Annotated in this window: 17 protein-coding genes and 1 pseudogene; all 18 read left to right on the top strand. The window is 67.5% G+C overall.

From position 1 onward, the window contains the following. Window positions 1-464: 464 nt before the first annotated feature. The 18 genes and pseudogenes from ACO6VM_RS03945 to ACO6VM_RS03860 all read left to right on the top strand — a co-directional run bounded on the left by ACO6VM_RS03945 (window position 465) and on the right by ACO6VM_RS03860 (window position 15,667). Window positions 465-623: a hypothetical protein gene (locus ACO6VM_RS03945; RefSeq protein WP_401060808.1), complete on the top strand. Its 159-nt coding sequence runs from the start codon at window positions 465-467 to the stop codon at window positions 621-623. A gap of 513 nt (window positions 624-1,136) precedes the next feature. After that, on the top strand, window positions 1,137-3,116 hold the full coding sequence (locus tag ACO6VM_RS03940; protein WP_401060810.1) for a cytochrome D1 domain-containing protein: 1,980 nt from the start codon (window positions 1,137-1,139) through the stop codon (window positions 3,114-3,116). After that, window positions 3,113-3,766: an SCO family protein gene (locus ACO6VM_RS03935; RefSeq protein WP_401060812.1), complete on the top strand. Its 654-nt coding sequence runs from the start codon at window positions 3,113-3,115 to the stop codon at window positions 3,764-3,766. The genes ACO6VM_RS03940 and ACO6VM_RS03935 overlap by 4 nt, the downstream gene beginning before the upstream one ends. Beyond that, window positions 3,763-4,425, top strand: coding sequence for an SCO family protein (locus tag ACO6VM_RS03930; protein WP_401060814.1), 663 nt, complete (start codon window positions 3,763-3,765; stop codon window positions 4,423-4,425). The genes ACO6VM_RS03935 and ACO6VM_RS03930 overlap by 4 nt, the downstream gene beginning before the upstream one ends. Window positions 4,426-4,569: 144 nt before the next feature. Beyond that, entirely contained in the window at window positions 4,570-6,051 is a 1,482-nt protein-coding gene (locus ACO6VM_RS03925) for an ABC transporter substrate-binding protein (RefSeq protein WP_401060816.1), read from the top strand. A gap of 12 nt (window positions 6,052-6,063) precedes the next feature. Then, window positions 6,064-6,705, top strand: a complete 642-nt coding sequence (locus ACO6VM_RS03920; RefSeq protein WP_401060817.1) for a SurA N-terminal domain-containing protein — start codon at window positions 6,064-6,066, stop codon at window positions 6,703-6,705. 238 nt (window positions 6,706-6,943) lie between these two features. After that, window positions 6,944-7,477, top strand: a complete 534-nt coding sequence (locus tag ACO6VM_RS03915; protein ID WP_167409872.1) for a response regulator — start codon at window positions 6,944-6,946, stop codon at window positions 7,475-7,477. Between the two features lie 54 nt (window positions 7,478-7,531). Further along, the gene (locus tag ACO6VM_RS03910) at window positions 7,532-9,250 is read left to right on the top strand and encodes a GspE/PulE family protein (protein ID WP_401060820.1); all 1,719 of its coding nucleotides are present in this window, start codon (window positions 7,532-7,534) and stop codon (window positions 9,248-9,250) included. Continuing rightward, complete coding sequence (locus ACO6VM_RS03905; protein WP_401060822.1) at window positions 9,231-10,013, top strand: hypothetical protein; 783 nt, start codon at window positions 9,231-9,233, stop codon at window positions 10,011-10,013. The genes ACO6VM_RS03910 and ACO6VM_RS03905 overlap by 20 nt, the downstream gene beginning before the upstream one ends. 1 nt (window position 10,014) lies before the next feature. Further along, the gene (locus ACO6VM_RS03900; protein WP_401060823.1) at window positions 10,015-10,557 is read left to right on the top strand and encodes a PilN domain-containing protein; all 543 of its coding nucleotides are present in this window, start codon (window positions 10,015-10,017) and stop codon (window positions 10,555-10,557) included. Next, window positions 10,544-11,095: a type 4a pilus biogenesis protein PilO gene (gene pilO, locus ACO6VM_RS03895; protein WP_401060825.1), complete on the top strand. Its 552-nt coding sequence runs from the start codon at window positions 10,544-10,546 to the stop codon at window positions 11,093-11,095. The genes ACO6VM_RS03900 and pilO overlap by 14 nt, the downstream gene beginning before the upstream one ends. After that, window positions 11,095-11,651 (top strand): annotated as a pseudogene (locus ACO6VM_RS03890) (hypothetical protein). The gene pilO and the pseudogene ACO6VM_RS03890 overlap by 1 nt, the downstream one beginning before the upstream one ends. Next, window positions 11,648-13,510 carry a secretin N-terminal domain-containing protein gene (locus tag ACO6VM_RS03885; protein WP_401060828.1) on the top strand — a complete coding sequence of 621 codons (1,863 nt, stop codon included), beginning with the start codon at window positions 11,648-11,650 and terminating at the stop codon, window positions 13,508-13,510. The pseudogene ACO6VM_RS03890 and the gene ACO6VM_RS03885 overlap by 4 nt, the downstream one beginning before the upstream one ends. Next, window positions 13,507-13,980, top strand: a complete 474-nt coding sequence (locus ACO6VM_RS03880; RefSeq protein WP_401060830.1) for a type II secretion system protein — start codon at window positions 13,507-13,509, stop codon at window positions 13,978-13,980. Before ACO6VM_RS03885 ends, ACO6VM_RS03880 begins: the two co-directional genes overlap by 4 nt. A 5-nt stretch (window positions 13,981-13,985) precedes the next feature. Beyond that, entirely contained in the window at window positions 13,986-14,360 is a 375-nt protein-coding gene (locus ACO6VM_RS03875) for a type II secretion system protein (protein ID WP_258642125.1), read from the top strand. Further along, window positions 14,335-14,856 (top strand): type II secretion system protein, encoded by a 522-nt coding sequence (locus tag ACO6VM_RS03870; RefSeq protein ID WP_401060832.1) that lies wholly within the window; start codon window positions 14,335-14,337, stop codon window positions 14,854-14,856. Before ACO6VM_RS03875 ends, ACO6VM_RS03870 begins: the two co-directional genes overlap by 26 nt. Continuing rightward, window positions 14,853-15,248 (top strand): curli production assembly/transport protein CsgE, encoded by a 396-nt coding sequence (gene csgE / locus ACO6VM_RS03865; protein ID WP_125464445.1) that lies wholly within the window; start codon window positions 14,853-14,855, stop codon window positions 15,246-15,248. The genes ACO6VM_RS03870 and csgE overlap by 4 nt, the downstream gene beginning before the upstream one ends. Further along, window positions 15,245-15,667: a curli assembly protein CsgF gene (locus ACO6VM_RS03860; protein ID WP_401060834.1), complete on the top strand. Its 423-nt coding sequence runs from the start codon at window positions 15,245-15,247 to the stop codon at window positions 15,665-15,667. Before csgE ends, ACO6VM_RS03860 begins: the two co-directional genes overlap by 4 nt. The last annotated feature ends 25 nt before the right edge of the window (window positions 15,668-15,692 follow it).

Below are 15,692 nucleotides of genomic sequence, written 5' to 3'. Positions count from 1 at the left end.
GGCCCGGAAGGCACCGGAGCGAGGGGACCCCGGAGCGCAGCGCAGGGGCCGTATGATGGGAGCAGGCGGCTTTGCCTACTTTGGCCAAGACCAAAGTAGGCCGCCGTAAGGGCGGAAAGGTGACTAAGCGTCACCATCGCCGCCGAATGCGCATACATCTATCAAAACAAACACTCTTAAAGCCGAAGCCCCGCCTTGGTACATGCCCTGAGTCATGCGGGCCGGCGGCAACGCCCATGATGAAACCGCGTCGTACCAACAAGGCTGACCAGGTGATGGCACAGGAAAGACTGGCCCGAAATAAACTGTGGGAGCGGGTTTACCCGCGAAGCGCCGCGCGGGCGGCGCTCGATCTCATAGGCGCTGCAAGGCTGTCGCCCTAAACCCGGTAGCCCACATGCAATCCCAAGACAGTCGCCTCCAGGGCAAACCACAGACCCTGTTTAATCAGATTTAGCGGCCACGTGCTCTGCGCCCTGGCCGTCGTCCAACACGCCATCCCGCTGATCTTCAAATCCCCAGGTTCGATGCTGGTACTGCACGAAGTCGAAACCGTGCGTACCCAGCTGGAATCCGCACTGGCCCAGATCCAGCTGACGGTGCACCCGCAAACCCAGTACTGACGGTTGTGTCGCTGCCGGCAACGGCACTGGCGCAGTAGGGGAGAGGTGTTGGAGGGTCGCCGCAGGGGATCGCGGCGGCCTTTCTGGTTGGGGGGGGCTGGGGGGCATGGCGGAGAAATGGGTGAGGGCCACCAGGTGCCTGCCGGTGTTTTTGCAGCGCCTACGAGATCGAGCGCCGCCCGCGCGGCGCATCGCGGGGCAAGCCCGCTCCTACATCTGTTTCGGCTGCGGCAATCCTTTGAGAGAGCCGGCGCCTGCCTTGGTGCATGTCACAAGATCGATGAGGGGCCGGCACCCGGCCCCGGCTTCGGGGAATCGCCTTGGGGGAACCTCCCCAATCCTCTCGGGTTGTCATCCCAACTAACTGATAAATAACAACATTATTCCTGGCATAGCGCTTGCTACAGCCTCCGCAGACCCTTGTCTTTCCTGGAGGTGCAGCATGGTTATCCCGCTTTCTGTCATAGCCCCGTGCGTGCACGCCTGCCTCTTGGTCGACAAGGGTACCTGCCCATGAACCGCAAACTGCGCCCCGCCTACATGGGGCTTGTGCTGGGCTGGGCGCTGATCGGCCTGGGCGTCGCCTACGAAAAACTCTGGTGCGACCCGCGCGAGCTGCTGCAGGAGCCCGCCGATCCGCAAGCCCTGCACCGCCTCAGCCGCGACGGGGTGACGGTGGAGTTCGAGGCGCGGCCATTGGCCGGCGCCCAGTTGCGCGAAGGCGACTTCGCCAGTATCCGCTTCAAGGTCAGCGACCAGGCCAGCGGCCAACCGCTGTCGGGGATGGCCCCGGGGGCCTGGCTGGACCCGGCGCAGTCGGCGCCAGTGGGTGACCGTGACAGCAGTTGCAAGGCGCGGGTGGCGCTGTTCCTCAAAAGCAGCATCGGCGCCCGGCCATTGCTGGACCTGAACAGCTACTTCCTGCTGGTGCTTAACAAGGACGCCAGCCTCACCGTGATCGACCCGACCGTGTCGGTGGGTGGCGTGACCAGCACCCTGGCGCGCATCGACCTGCCGGGCCGGCCCATGGACTGGGTCGCCACCCGCGACGATCGCCAGGTGTTCGTGTCCATGCCCGAACGCAACCAGGTGGCCTTGATCGACACCGAAACCTTCCGCCGCGTGGCCACCCTCGATGCCGGCGAACAGCCCCTGCGCGTGGCCCTGCAGCCAGACCAGCGCCTGCTGTGGGTGGGCAACAACAGCAGCGACCCGGGCAAGGGCGGGGTGACAGTGATAGACGTGCCCAGCCGCACCATGCTCAAGACCTTCATCACCGGCTCCGGCCACCACGAGATCGCCTTCAGCGCCGACTCGCGCTACGCCTTCGTCAGCAACCGCGACGGCGGCACCTTGAGCGTGATCGACACCGCCGCCATGCGCCTGGTGCAAACCCTCAAGGTGGGCCCGCACCCGCTGTCGGTGGCCTACTCGGCGCTGTCCCAGGCGGTGTACGTGGTCGATGGCCAGGAGGGCACGGTGCGGGTGATCGACGCCCGCAGCCACCATGTGCGCCACACGGTCCAGGCCGAACCGGGGTTGGGGCCGATGCGTTTCAGCAGCGACGGGCGTTTTGGCGTGGTGCTCAACACCCTGGAGAACCAGGCGCTGGTGATAGACGCCAGCAACGACCAGCTGATCCACCGCATCCCGGTGGCCGCCGAGCCCTACCAGCTGACCTTCACCAAGGGCTATGCCTACGTGCGCGGCCTGGCCTCGCCGAAAGTCAGCATGATCAACCTGGCCAGCCTCGGCCAGGGCCGCACGCCGATCGTCCAGGGCTTCGAGGCCGGCCCCGCGGCGCCGCGCCAAGCTGGCGACCTGCCGCTGGCCCAGGGGGTGAGCGTGTCGCGCGACGACAATTCGGTATTCGTGGTCAACCCGGTGGACAACACCACCTACTTCTACGCCGAAGGCATGAACGCGCCGATGTCGGGCTACAACAACCGCGGCCACCAGGCCCGCGCGGCCATCGTCATCGACCGCAGCCTGCGCGAGGTGGCGCCGGGGGTGTATGGCTCCACGGTCAAGCTGCCGGCGGCCGGCACCTTCGATGTGGCCTTCCTGCTCAACCAGCCGCAGATCATCCACTGCTTCAGCACCGACGTGGCGGCCTTGCCGGACGCCGGCTTGCGCAAGGTGGTGCATGCCGAGTTCCTCGGCACCGAACGGCCGTTGCTGCAGAACAGCCCGTTCGTGGCCCAGGTGCGCATCCTCGGCGAGGACGGCAAGCCACGCCCGGGCCTGCACGACCTGAGCCTGCGCTACTTCCTAGCGCCGTCGTCGCTGCCGCGCAGCCTGCCGCTGACCGAGGTGGGCGAGGGCGTCTACCAGGCCTCGCTGGAGCTGGCCGAAGCCGGCGCCTGGTACCTGCATGTGCAGTCGCCCAGCCTGGGGCGCAAGTTTGCCGAAGACAACTACACCAGCCTGCGCGTGCTGCCGGCCGCCACGGCGCCTACCGCTTCCCAAGGGGAACCCAGGAGTCTGCGATGAACCCTGTCGATGCCGGAAAACTGTTTGCCCTGAGCCTGCTGCTGACCAGCAACCTGGCCCTGGCCCACGCCGGCCATGATCACAGCGGCGCGCCCCAGGCACCGCCCGCCGCCCACCAGGAAAAAGCCAGCGTGCGCTTTGCCGATGTCGCGCTGCTGGACCAGAACGGCATGCCGGTGCGCCTGGAACAGGACCTGGTGGGCGACCACCTGGTGGTGATGGGCTTCATCTACACCAGCTGCACCACGGTGTGCCCGGTGGTCTCGTCGATCATGGGCAAGGTCCAGCAGCAGTTGGGCGGGCGGGTGGGCGAGGAGATCCGCCTGGTGTCGATCAGCGTCGACCCCCAGCGCGACGACGCCAAACGCCTGGCCGACTACGCCAAGGCGTTCCAGCGCGGCCCGGGCTGGAGCTGGCTGACCGGGTCACCCTACGCCATCACCGAGACGCTCAAGGGGCTGGGCAGTTTCAGCGCCAACCTCAGCGAGCACCCGCCACTGATCCTGGTGGGTGACGGGCGAAGCGGGCACTGGACGCGCTTCTATGGCTTCACCGACCCCAACGTGCTGATCACCGAAGTCAACCGCCTGAGCGCGCGGCGGGTACATGCCAAGAGCACGGCAATCGCCGGCAAAGAGGTGCAGCCATGAGCAGCCTGAGCACACGCCGCGCCAGCATGCGCGGCTTCGACTGGGTGGTGCTGGGGGCCTGCCTGTGGATCCTCGCCTCGGTGGCGTTCGCCCACGAGGGCCATGCGCCGGCGCCGCAGCCGCAGCCGGCACCGCAGGCCATGACGAGCGGTGGCGGCACCCGTGATGCGCAGGCCTGGTTCACCGACACCGTGCTCAAGGACCAGAACGGCCGCGAGCTGCGTTTCTACAGCGATGTATTGAAGGACAAGGTGGTGATGCTCAACGTGATCTTCACCCACTGCAACGACGCCTGCCCGCTGATCACCCGCAAGCTACGCGAAGTGCGCGAAGCCATGGGGCCCGAGTTGGCGGGGCAGGTGACCTTCGTTTCGGTCAGCAGCGACCCGCTCAACGACACCCCGCAAGTGCTCAAGGCCTTTGCCGAGAAGCAGGGGGTGGACGGGCCGAACTGGCTGTTTCTCACCGGTGACAAGGCCAGCGTCGACCTGGTGCTGGGGCGCCTGGGGCAGTTTTTGCCCAGCCCCGAGCAGCACTCCACGCAGTTGATTGCCGGTGACGTGGCCGGCAAGCGCTGGAGCAAGATCCGCCCCGACGCACCGCCCGCCGCCATCGCCCAGCGCATGCAACTGCTGGCCCAACCGCTGGCGGGGCGGTGAACGCCATGGGAAGCAGGCGCGCCTGGGCCATTCCTATCGCGGGGGGGGGGAGGGGGGCCAAGAGAAGGGGGGGGGGGGGGGGGGGGGGCCCCCCCCCCCCCCCCCGATAGGGGACGTTTGGCGAGCGCCTGCCTGTGGCTTGCCTTGGCCCTGTGCACCCCAGCCCTGGCCCTGGACCTCAGCGAACACGAACAAGCCGGCAAACGCCTGTACCGCGAAGGCGTCTCCAGCAGCGACGCCCAGCTGCAGGCACGGGTCGGCGCCAGCGACATCAGCGTGCCGGCCAGCGTGCTGCCCTGCGCCAGTTGCCACGGCAACGATGGCCGTGGCCGCGCCGAGGGCGGCGTGCGCCCGCCCAGCCTGGACTGGCAGCGCCTGGCCCTGGCGCAGGGCGAGCGCGAAACCAACAGCCGGCGTTACCCGGCCTACAGCGACGCCAGCCTGGCGCGGGTGATCCGTACCGGCATCGACCCGGCCGGCAATCGCCTGGACCCGGCCATGCCGCGCTTCGAACTGAGCCTGGCCGACCAGCGCAACCTCACCGCGTACCTCAAGCGCCTGGCCGATGAACGCGACCCGGGCGTGGAGGAGGGCGTGCTGCGCCTGGGCACCCTGCTGCCCCAGAGCGGGCCCCTGGCCGAGGCCGGGCGGGTGGTGCAGGCGGTGCTCGAAGATGGCATCGCGCAGCTCAACCAGCAGGGCGGCCTGCATGGCCGGCGCCTGCAATTGATAACGGCCGACCCCGGCTTTGACGCCCCCGGCACTGCCAGGGCGCTGGACACACTGCTTGTGCAAGAGCGGGTGTTCGCCCTGATCGCACCGCTGGCGCCCTGGCTCGACAGCCGCGCGCTGGCGCAGGCCGGCGTGCCGCTGATCGGCGCCACGCCACGCGATGGCGGCAGCGCCCAGGTATTCGACCCGTTGCCCGGCCTGCCCGAGCAGTTGCTCAGTGTGGCGTTGCATGCCCGCGAGGCTCTGGGCCTGGCGCCCGATGCGCTGCAGGTGGTGTATGCCGGCGACGATCAGGCCGTTGCCGCCACGGCCCTGCATCAACGCCTGAGCCAGCTGGGCATGCAGCCACCGCCGGTACAGGCCTTCGATGGCCAGGCGGTGACGGGCGAGGGCATCCTCTACCTTGGCCGTGCCCAAGGTTTCAGCGAATTGGCCGCCGTGCTGCAGGCCCAGGGCCGCCAACCCTATCTGCTGGCCGCCTCGGCCCAGGTGGCCGGCAGCCTGCCGGGCCTGCCGGCGCAATGGTCGCAACGGCTGTTGCTGGCCTATCCCTTCGTCCCCGGCGACTGGACCGCCGAGGGCCGCGCGGCCTTGGCGGGTGTGCAGCAACGCCAGGGCCTGGATGCGCGCCAGGCCGCGTTGCAGGTCAACACGCTGTGCGCCTGGCGGCTGCTGGTCGAAGCGCTCAGGCAGGTGGGCCGCGATGCCAGCCGCGAGCAACTGGTCAATGCCCTGGAGCAACTGCATGACGTGAACACCGGCCTGACCCCAGCATTGGGTTTCGGCCCGGGGCGGCGCCAGGGCCTGACCGGTGCCCATGTGGTGGCGGTAAGTCTGCCGGGCCCAGGCTTCAAAGAAGTGGCGGCGTACCGCGCCGTCCCCGACACCCCTTGAGCGGAGGTTGCCATGCGCGTGCTGATGATGTGGCTGCTGTTGCTGCTGGCCTCGACCAGCCAGGCCGATGCGCCGGCGGCGCGGGTCAATGGCGTGGAGATCGGTGTGTTGCGCCTGGAGCGTTACTTCAGCGAGTACCTGATCGCCCAGGGCCGGGCGGTGGCCAGCATCCGCAACCCCAACCTGTACCAGCGCCTGCGCGAGCAGGCGCTGGACGAGCTGATCGACAAAGAACTGCTGTGGCAGGAAGCGGGGCGCCTGGGTATCGTCATCGACGACCAGCAGGTCGACGCGCACATTACCGCGCTGGAGGCGGCGTTCGGCAGCCCGGCGCTGTTCGAACGGCGCCTGCAGGAGGCCGGCTTCGATCGCCCTGGCTTCGCTGACTACACTCGACATGAACTGGCCGCCCAGCTGGCATTCGCCCAGCTGACCGTGGTCGAGGAACCCACAGCTGCCGAAGTCGCGGCCTTCCACCAGGCCAATCGGCACAAGCTGCAAGGAATGCAGAACCAAAGTGATAATACGTCTGTCTTACCCGAACAAGGCCAACGCCTGGCCAGGGACGCGCTCGTCGCGCAATTGCAGGCCCAGGCGCGGCAATCGGTGCGCCAACGTTTGCGCGAATCCGCTACAGTGGAGCGCCCCGACTGAGGCCGTGACGGGCAATTCCCCACTAGTGGGGGAACCCCGCAAGGCAAAGTGCCATCAGCGTCCCCGGTTGTGGGGAAGCGCCTGCACGCACGCCCGGACAAAGTAAAAGATATTCAACAAAATCAATGCTTTATTAGATTCGCGCAACAGCCCTTCATGCCTGGCACGAAGCCTGCTCAAGCCTCTACAAGGCCGCACTTCGCAGACCGGGAAACCGGGCAGTTCATGGGAGTGGACCTTGGTGAACAGAGTATTGGTAGTCGATGACGAACAGACCCTTGCGCAGAACCTGCAGGCGTATTTGCAGGCGCAAGGCCTGGAGGTCCATCTCGCCCACGACGGTACCAGTGGTATCGAACAGGCCGAGAAGCTGGCGCCGGATGTGATTGTGCTGGATTACCGCTTGCCCGACATGGAGGGGTTTCAGGTTCTGGAGACCGTGCGCAGCCACAGGCAATGCCACTTCGTGTTGATCACCGCCCACCCCACCGTCGAGGTGCGTGAGCGGGCCGCCGAACTGGGAGTGAGCCATGTGCTGTTCAAGCCGTTCCCGCTGATGGAACTGGCCCGCGCGATCTTCGACCTGATGGGCATCGAGCGCCAGCGCAGGGCCACGGATTCTCCAGCCGAGGGGTTCGTCGAACGACGCCAGAACAGGAACGATGCGTTCCCCCTGCAGTTGTACGATGGCAGCTGGGTGCTGGCCGACCGCCGACGTAATGGCGCCAGGCCCCCTGAATCTGACGACGAGCAACTGCTGACCGGGGAATAGCGGCGCCCAAGGCCCACCCGCCTGCAGCGCCGCCCCTGAGCGGAGTTGCAGGCCATGTCCCAGGCATTCGATTCAGATTCGCTGGCGCAATCGCGGGGCAAGCCCGCTCCCACGGAGACTGCGCAGGCTTACCCCCGCGACCTGTTGGCCCAGGCCCGCACCCAGTCCGGCGAAGAGCGCCTGCTGGCCTGCCTGGAACGCCTGGCTGGCGATACCCCCGCCACCTTCACCCAACGCCTGGCCACCACCCTGCATTACCCGCTGCTGGGCACCCAGGCGCTGTTCGCCTGCACCCCGGCCTTCCAGCGGGTCAGCCTGGCCCAGTGCCTGAAACGCGAATTCGCCCTGGTCGAACACCAGGGTGAGTTGATCGGTGTCTTCGCCGACCCCTTCGACAGTGCCCGCCTGGCCTGGATCGATGACTGCCTGCAGGGCGCGCCGCTGTACCTGGTGCACGCCGCCGACCTGGGCGCATTCCTCGCCCGCCACGAAGAGAGCTTCCACGCCGTCGACTCGCTCGACCACGAGGTCGAGGTCGGCGGCGAGGCCGACACCCTGCAACGGCTGTCGCTGACCAGCATCAGCGAGGACCAGAGCCGGGTGGTCAAGCTGGTCAACTCGACCCTCTACGATGCCCTCAAGCAGCATGCCAGCGACATTCACCTGGGCATGACCGGCCAGGGCCTGACCATCAAATACCGCATCGACGGTGTGCTCAACGGCGCCGGCAAGGCCAGTGGCAATGCCTTCGCCGAGCAGGTGATCTCGCGCATCAAGGTGATGGCCGAGCTGGACATCGGCGAGAAGCGCGTGCCCCAGGACGGCCGCTTCAAAGTGGCCATCGGCGAGCGGCAGATCGACTTCCGGGTGTCGATCATGCCGAGCATCTTCGGTGAGGACGCGGTGCTGCGGGTGCTCGACAAGCAGGACCTGTCCGACAAGGTCAGCGGCGTGCAGCTGCAGGCCCTGGGCTTCGAGGAACACACCCTGCGCGCCCTGCGCCGGCTGGCCGCCGAGCCCTACGGGATGATCCTGGTCACCGGCCCCACCGGCAGCGGCAAGACCACCACGCTGTACGCCATGCTCAGCGAGATCAACCATGGCGTGGACAAGATCATCACCATCGAGGACCCGGTCGAGTACCAGCTGCCCGGGGTGCTGCAGATCCCGGTCAACGAGAAGAAAGGCCTGACCTTCGCCCGCGGCCTGCGCTCGATCCTGCGCCACGACCCGGACAAGATCCTGGTGGGCGAGATCCGCGACCCGGACACCGCGCAGATCGCCGTGCAGTCGGCGCTCACCGGCCACCTGGTGTTCACCACCATCCACGCCAACAACGTGTTCGACGTGATCGGCCGCTTCAGCCAGATGCAGGTCGACCCCTACAGCTTCGTCTCGGCGCTCAACGCCGTGCTGGCCCAGCGCCTGGTGCGCCTGGCCTGTACCCACTGCGCAGTGCCCTGCGAGGCCGACGACGAGTTGCTCGCCGCCTCCGGGCTGAGCCGTGAAGGCGTGGCCGGCTGGCAGTTCGTTCGCGCCCAGGGCTGTGGCCAGTGCCGCGGCAGTGGCTTTCGCGGGCGCAGCGCCATCGCTGAACTGCTGCACCTGGACGACGACCTGCGTCAGCTGATCGTCGAACGCCGCCCGCTTTCGCAGATCAAGCAGCTGGCCTGCCAGCGCGGCCTGCGCCTGTTGCGCGCTTCGGCCCTGGACCTGGTCCGCACTGGCCGCACCACCCTCGAGGAGATCAACCGTGTCACATTCGTCAGCTGATCGGTATTGCGCCGTGCTCGGCGCAGAAGGTGTCGGCCTGGGTTGCTGGCACGGTAATCAACAGCCTTGGCTGGGCAGCCGCGCCTTCAGCTGCGACGCCGCGCAGCCGGCTTGGGCCGCCGCGCTGCACGCCCTCGGCGAGCTGCTGGGCGAACACCAGGTGCGCAGTGCGCCGCTGCGGGTGTTGCTGTCGGCCCGCTTCAGCCGCTTCTGCCTGGTGCCCTGGAGCCCAGCCATCGGCAGCCCGCGCGAGCTGGACGCCTACGCCCGGGCGTGCTTCGAGAACCTCTACGGCCAGGTGCTGGATGACTGGCGCATCGTGCTGTCGCCGGAGCCTGCCGGTGCCGCGCGCATTGCCACGGCACTGCCCGAAGCGCTGCTGCAAGGCCTGCAGGACCTCGGCCGGGACTACCGCCTGAGCCTGCGCTCGGTGCAGCCGTACCTGATGGCCGCCTACAACCGCTGCTCGGCGCAGTTGGCTCAGGGCGACTTCCTGTTCGTCCTCGCCGAACCGCGCCGCAGCGTGCTGCTGCTGGCCGCCGACGGTGCCTGGCAACAGGTGCTGGCGCAAGGCTGCGCCGACACCGACCAGGCCTTGCAGGCGCTGATCGAGCGCACCTGCGAGCTGTACGGTGCGCAGCCCCCCCAGGTGTACCTGCATGCGCCGGGGCGCCAGGTGGCCTCGACCCTCGCCGCGGTGCAGCTGTGCACGGTGGCCGGCGAGGCCGACCCGCTGTGCGCCATGTGGCGGGCGGTGGCCTGACATGCGCCGCCTAGAACTGGAATTCCAACCCCGCCACAGTGGCCCGCTGGCCTGGTCGCTGCTGGCCCTGGCCGGCGCCGTGCTGGCGGTACTGGTACTGGCCCAGCAGCAACTGGTGGGCGAACAGGCCGAACTGGAGGCCCGCGTGCACCAGCTGGAGCTCAAGCTCGGCCGCCGCCCGGCCACTGCCGCAGCGCAGAGCAGCGCGGTGATCCGCGAGCAGGCCGAGCGCCTGGCGCAGATGCGCAGCGTTTCGCAGCAACTGCAACGGCCCTGGCAGCAGCTGTTCGCCATGCTCGAGGCCATGCCCCAGGAAGACGTGGCGCTGCTCAGCCTCACCCCCGACGCCCGCAAGGGCCAGGTGCGCATCAGCGCCGAGGCCCGCAACCTCGAAGCCATGCTGCAGTACCACCAGCGCCTGGAGCGCAGCGCCGAGCTGAGTGACGTGTCGTTGCTCAACCACGAAGTGGTGGCGGGGCAGGCCGAGCACCCGGTGCGTTTCAACCTCACTGCCACCTGGGAGACCGGCCATGCGCGTCCCTAGCCTGATTCTTCATGAAGCGGCGCTGCGCCTGGGCCGGGTTGGCCTGGCAGCGGTGCTGGTGGCCGTGCTGGCATTGGCCGTGGCCCTGGCGGTTGTGCTGCCGCAGTGGCAAATGGTGCGCGAACTGCGCGCCAGCGAGGCCGACGCCAGCGTCCAGGTCAAACGCCTGGAGCGCGGCGAGCTGAAAGTGCAGGCCAAGCCCGAACAGCAGGTGCTCGACGACCTGCGTCAGCAACTGCCCGGCCAACCCCAGGCCAGTGAGCTGATCGAGCGCCTGTACCACCTGGCCAGCGCCGAGCGCATCAGCCTGGCACGCGGTGAGTACGCCCTGGGTGTGGACCCGAAAACCCAGCTGGCGCGCTACCAGATCGTCCTGCCGGTGCGCGGCAGCTACCCGCAGATCCGTGGCTTTCTCAAAGCGCTGCTGGCCCAGCTGCCGACCGTGGTGCTGGAAGACCTGGAGCTGCAACGCAAGCGTATCGGCGACCGTGAGCTCAACGGCCGGGTCCGCATGACCCTTTACCTGTCGAGGTCGTGATGAACATTCAGCGTGCGGTGATGTGGGCTGGGTTTCTGGGGCTGAGCGGCGCGCTGGCGTGGGCGCCGGGGCATTGGTTCGGCCAGGAAGAAACCGTGCAAACCATCGCGGGGGGGAGGGAGGGGGAAAGGAGAAGCTAGATACCGCGACCGGGCGGTGTGAGTGGCAAGCCCGCTCCCACGCAGCCCCCACAGTTGTGGACGTGGGAGCGGGCTTGCCCCGCGATGAGGCCATCAAGCATTCGCGCGACCTGTTTCCCAGCCAGCAATGGACCGCCCCGCAAACCCTGGCCACCGTCACCGAACAACCTGTGGTCGCCACCCCCGTGGTAGTCGCCCCCACCGCCCCGGAGCTGCCGTTCCAGTTCGTCGGCCGGCTGGGTGACCGCGACGACCTGCAGGTGTTCCTGCAGAACGGCGAGAAGCTCTACGTCGTGCGCCAGGGCGACGTGATCGAAGACACCTACCGCCTCGACCGGGTCTCGGCCACCGAGCTGAGCCTGGTCTACCTGCCACTGCACCAGCCACAGACCCTGTCTGTCGGGAGCGCACCATGAAGCCTTCGAAGTTGTGCAAGCCTGCTCCGTTCATGCTGCTGGCCCTGTGCGTGGCCATCGCTGGATGTGGCTCCAGTGGGGTGCGCAAGGACAGCGCCGAGCTGATGAAAGAGGGGCAGTACGAGGCCGGCATCGCCCGCCTGGAGGAGGCCCTGCGCGATGACCCGCGCGACACCGAGCTGAACATCGCCCTGGCCCATGGCCGCCAGGCGGCGGTCGAGGCGCTGCTGACCCAGGCCGACAGCGACCGCATCCGCCATGACTTCGCCAGCGCCCGCATGGGCTATGGCCGGGTGCTGACCATCGAGCCGAACAACCGCCGCGCCCAGGAAGGCATCCGCCAGCTGGAGCTGATCCGCACCCTCGACGAGCGCGTGGCCCTGGGCCAGGCCGCGCTGCGCCAGGGCGACCTGTTCGGCGCCGAGCGCTACATGCGTGAAGTGCTGCGCCTGGACCCGCAGAACCAGAAGGGCATGACCCTGCGCAGCGACATCGAGAACGTCCAGGCGCGCACCGCCACGCCTTACCCGCAGCTGCGCAGCAAGCTGGAGCGCCCGGTCACCCTGGAGTTTCGCGACGCCAACCTGAAGACCATCTTCGAGGTGCTGGCCCAGGTGGCCGGGATCAACTTCATCTTCGACAAGGACCTGCCCCCAGGCATGAAGGCCACCATCTTCGTGCGCGACGTGCGCATCGAGGATGCCGTGGCCCTGCTGCTGGAACAGAACCAGCTGCGCCAGAAGATCGTCAACGACAACACCTTGCTGCTGTACCCCGACTCGCCGCAGAAGACCAAGGACTACCAGGAACTGGTGATGCGCACCTTCTACCTCACCAGCATCGACGCCAACACCGCGCTGAACATGGTCAAGACCATGCTCAAGACCCGCGACGTGTTCGTCGATGAGCGCCTCAACACCCTGACCATGCGCGACACCTCGGATGCCATACGCATGGCCGAAAAACTGCTGCAGTCGCAGGATCAGTCCAACCCCGAGGTGGTGCTGGAAGTGGAGGTGATGGAAGTGGCCACCTCGCGCATCCTCGACCTCGGCCTGCAATGGCCCAATACCTTCGGCGTGCTGAGCAACGACGGCAAGCCGGTGAGTGTGCTCGACCAACTCAAAGGCATCGACTCCAGCCGCATCAGCATTTCGCCGGCTCCGCAGGCCAAGATCAACGCCCAGGACAAGGACATCAACACCCTGGCCAGCCCGGTGATCCGCGTCAGCAACCGCGAGCAGGCGCGTATCCACATCGGCCAGCGGGTGCCGATCATCAGCGCCACTTCGGTGCCGTCCACCCAGGGGCCGGTGATCACCGAGAGCGTTACCTACCTCGATGTCGGCCTGAAGCTTGAAGTGCAGCCCACCGTGCACCTGAACAACGAGGTGGCGATCAAGGTGGCGCTGGAGGTGAGCAACGCTACCCCGCTGGAGGCTACCCGCCAGGGCACCATCCCGGTCCAGGTCGACACCCGCAACGCCCAGACCAGCCTGCGCCTGCACGACGGCGAAACCCAGGTGCTGGCCGGCCTGGTGCGCAACGACCACAACGCCAGCGGCAACAAGATCCCGGGCCTTGGCGACATCCCCGGCCTGGGCCGGCTGTTCGGCAGCAACAAGGACGACATGAGCAAGTCCGAGCTGGTGCTGGCGATCACCCCGCGCATCGTGCGCAACCTGCCGTACCAGAGCCCGTCGGACATGGAGTTCAGCACTGGCACCGAGTCCAGCTTGCAGGTGCGCCAGATGGCGCTGCCGGTACCGAGCGAGGCGCTGCCGACCGACACGGACGCCGAACCCGCCGCCCAGGGCCAGATGGCCGTGGTCCCGACCCACGTGGTGCCACGGCCATGAAACGCCGCCAGCAGGGCTTCAGCCTGATCGAGGTGGTGCTGACCTTGGCGCTGCTCGGGCTGCTCGCCAGCATGGCCGCGCCATTGGCCGAAACCATGGTGCGCCGTGGCAAGGAGCAGCAACTGCGCGAGGCGCTGTACCAGATCCGCGACGCCATCGACGCCTACAAGCGCGCCTTCGACGCCGGCTACATCGAGAAGCGCCTGGACGGCAGCGGCTACCCGCCGAACCTGCAGGTGCTGGTGGAGGGCGTGCGCGATGTGCGCAGCGCCAAGGGCGCCAAGTTCTACTTCCTGCGGCGCATCCCGCACGACCCGCTGCTGACGGCCAAGGCCGACGACGGCGGTGCCTGGGGCCTGCGCGCCTACGACAGCAGCGCGGACAACCCCCGGGAAGGCCAGGACGTCTTCGATGTGTACTCCAAGGCCCGCGGCAAAGGCCTCAACAACATCCCGTACGGGCAATGGTGACGCCGATGAAATCCAGCAAAGGCTTCACCCTGATCGAACTGCTGGTGGTGATGGCGATCATCGCCACCCTGATGACCATCGCCATGCCGCGTTACTTCAACAGCCTCGACGCCTCGCGCGAGGCCACCCTGCGCCAGAGCCTGGCGGTACTGCGCGAGGCCCTGGACCACTACTACGGCGACACCGGGCACTACCCCGACTCGCTCGACCAACTGGTTGAGCAGCGTTACCTGCGCAACACCCCGCTGGACCCGATCAGCGAACGCCGCGACAGCTGGCAGCTGGTGCCGCCGCCCGAAGGGGTGGCCGGCGGGGTGGCGGATATCAAGAGCGGGGCCACAGGGAGGGCGCGCGATGGCAGCCTCTATGCCGAATGGTGAAGCCGGTTTCACCTACCTGGGCGTGCTGTTGCTGATTGCCGTCAGCAGCATCGCCCTGGCCGCCACCGGCACCCTGTGGGCCACCAGTGCCCAGCGCGAACGCGAGCGCCAGTTGCTGTGGGTGGGCGGGCAGTACGCCCAGGCGCTGCGCAGCTACTACCGTGCCTCGCCGGGGCTGGCCCAGTACCCGCAGGACCTGGCCGACCTGCTCGAAGACAATCGCTTCCCGTCAGCGCAGCGGCATATCCGCAGGCTCTACCCCGACCCGGTCGGTGGGGGCGAGGACTGGGGCCTGATGCGCTCTGTCGACGGGCGCATCACCGGGGTGTACAGCCGCTCCCAGGCCATGCCCCTCAAGCGCAGCGGTTTCGATGCGCTGTGGAGTGCCTTCGAGGGGCTGGAGCACTACAGCGACTGGCAGTTCGTCGCCGAGCAGGCCTTTGCCGAAAGCGCCGCTGGCGCCCGTCAGCATGCCGGCCAGGGAGACGCGCCATGAACCGCGCGCTGCTGATGGTCGGCCTGTGCCTGGCGCTGCTGCAGGCGCCGGCATGGGCCAACGAAGAGGACGAGATGAAGGGCTTCATCGTCGACAACACCATCTCGCACATCGGCCACGACTTTTACTACTACTTCGCCGACCGCCTGCGCGCCACCAGTCGCCTGGACTTCAACCTGGTGGTGCGCGAACGCCCGGATGCCCGCTGGGGCAGCCTGGTGACCGTGGAGTTCGAACGCGAAGTGGTATACCGGCGCTTCCTGCCACCCAACACCACGCAACTCACCGAAGAGGCCAAAGAGGCCGCCGACCTGGTCAGGCAGCAGATTGTCCAGCGCAAATTGCAACGGCTGCTGCAGGACACCACCGATCTGGAGAGGGACGAGCTATGAGCAAGTACACAACGCAACGCGTCGCTGCCTGCCTGCTGGCCGCCGGCATCGGTTGCCAGGCGCTGGCCACGGAACTGGTGTACACCCCGGTCAATCCGGCCTTCGGTGGCAACCCGTTGAACGGCACCTGGCTGCTCAACAACGCCCAGGCGCAGAACGACTACGACGACCCGGACCTGAAGGAGCGCACCAGCAACGCCTTCGCCGGCACCTCGACACTGGAGCGCTTCACCAACCAGCTGGAGTCACGACTGCTTGGCCAGTTGCTGGACAACATCAGCAACGGCAACACCGGCAGCATGTCCACCAATGCATTCCTGATCGACGTCATCGACAACGCCGGGGCCCTGAGCATCAGGGTCACCGACCGTGCCACTGGCGAAGTTTCGATCATCCAGGTGAGCGGCCTGAACCCCTGAGAGGGACGGGTCTTTATTGTGGGGA

The sequence above is a fragment of the Pseudomonas sp. GZD-209 genome (assembly GCF_049310485.1).
GTDB lineage: Bacteria > Pseudomonadota > Gammaproteobacteria > Pseudomonadales > Pseudomonadaceae > Aquipseudomonas > Aquipseudomonas sichuanensis.
This window is presented reverse-complemented; position numbering and strand designations above follow the sequence as displayed.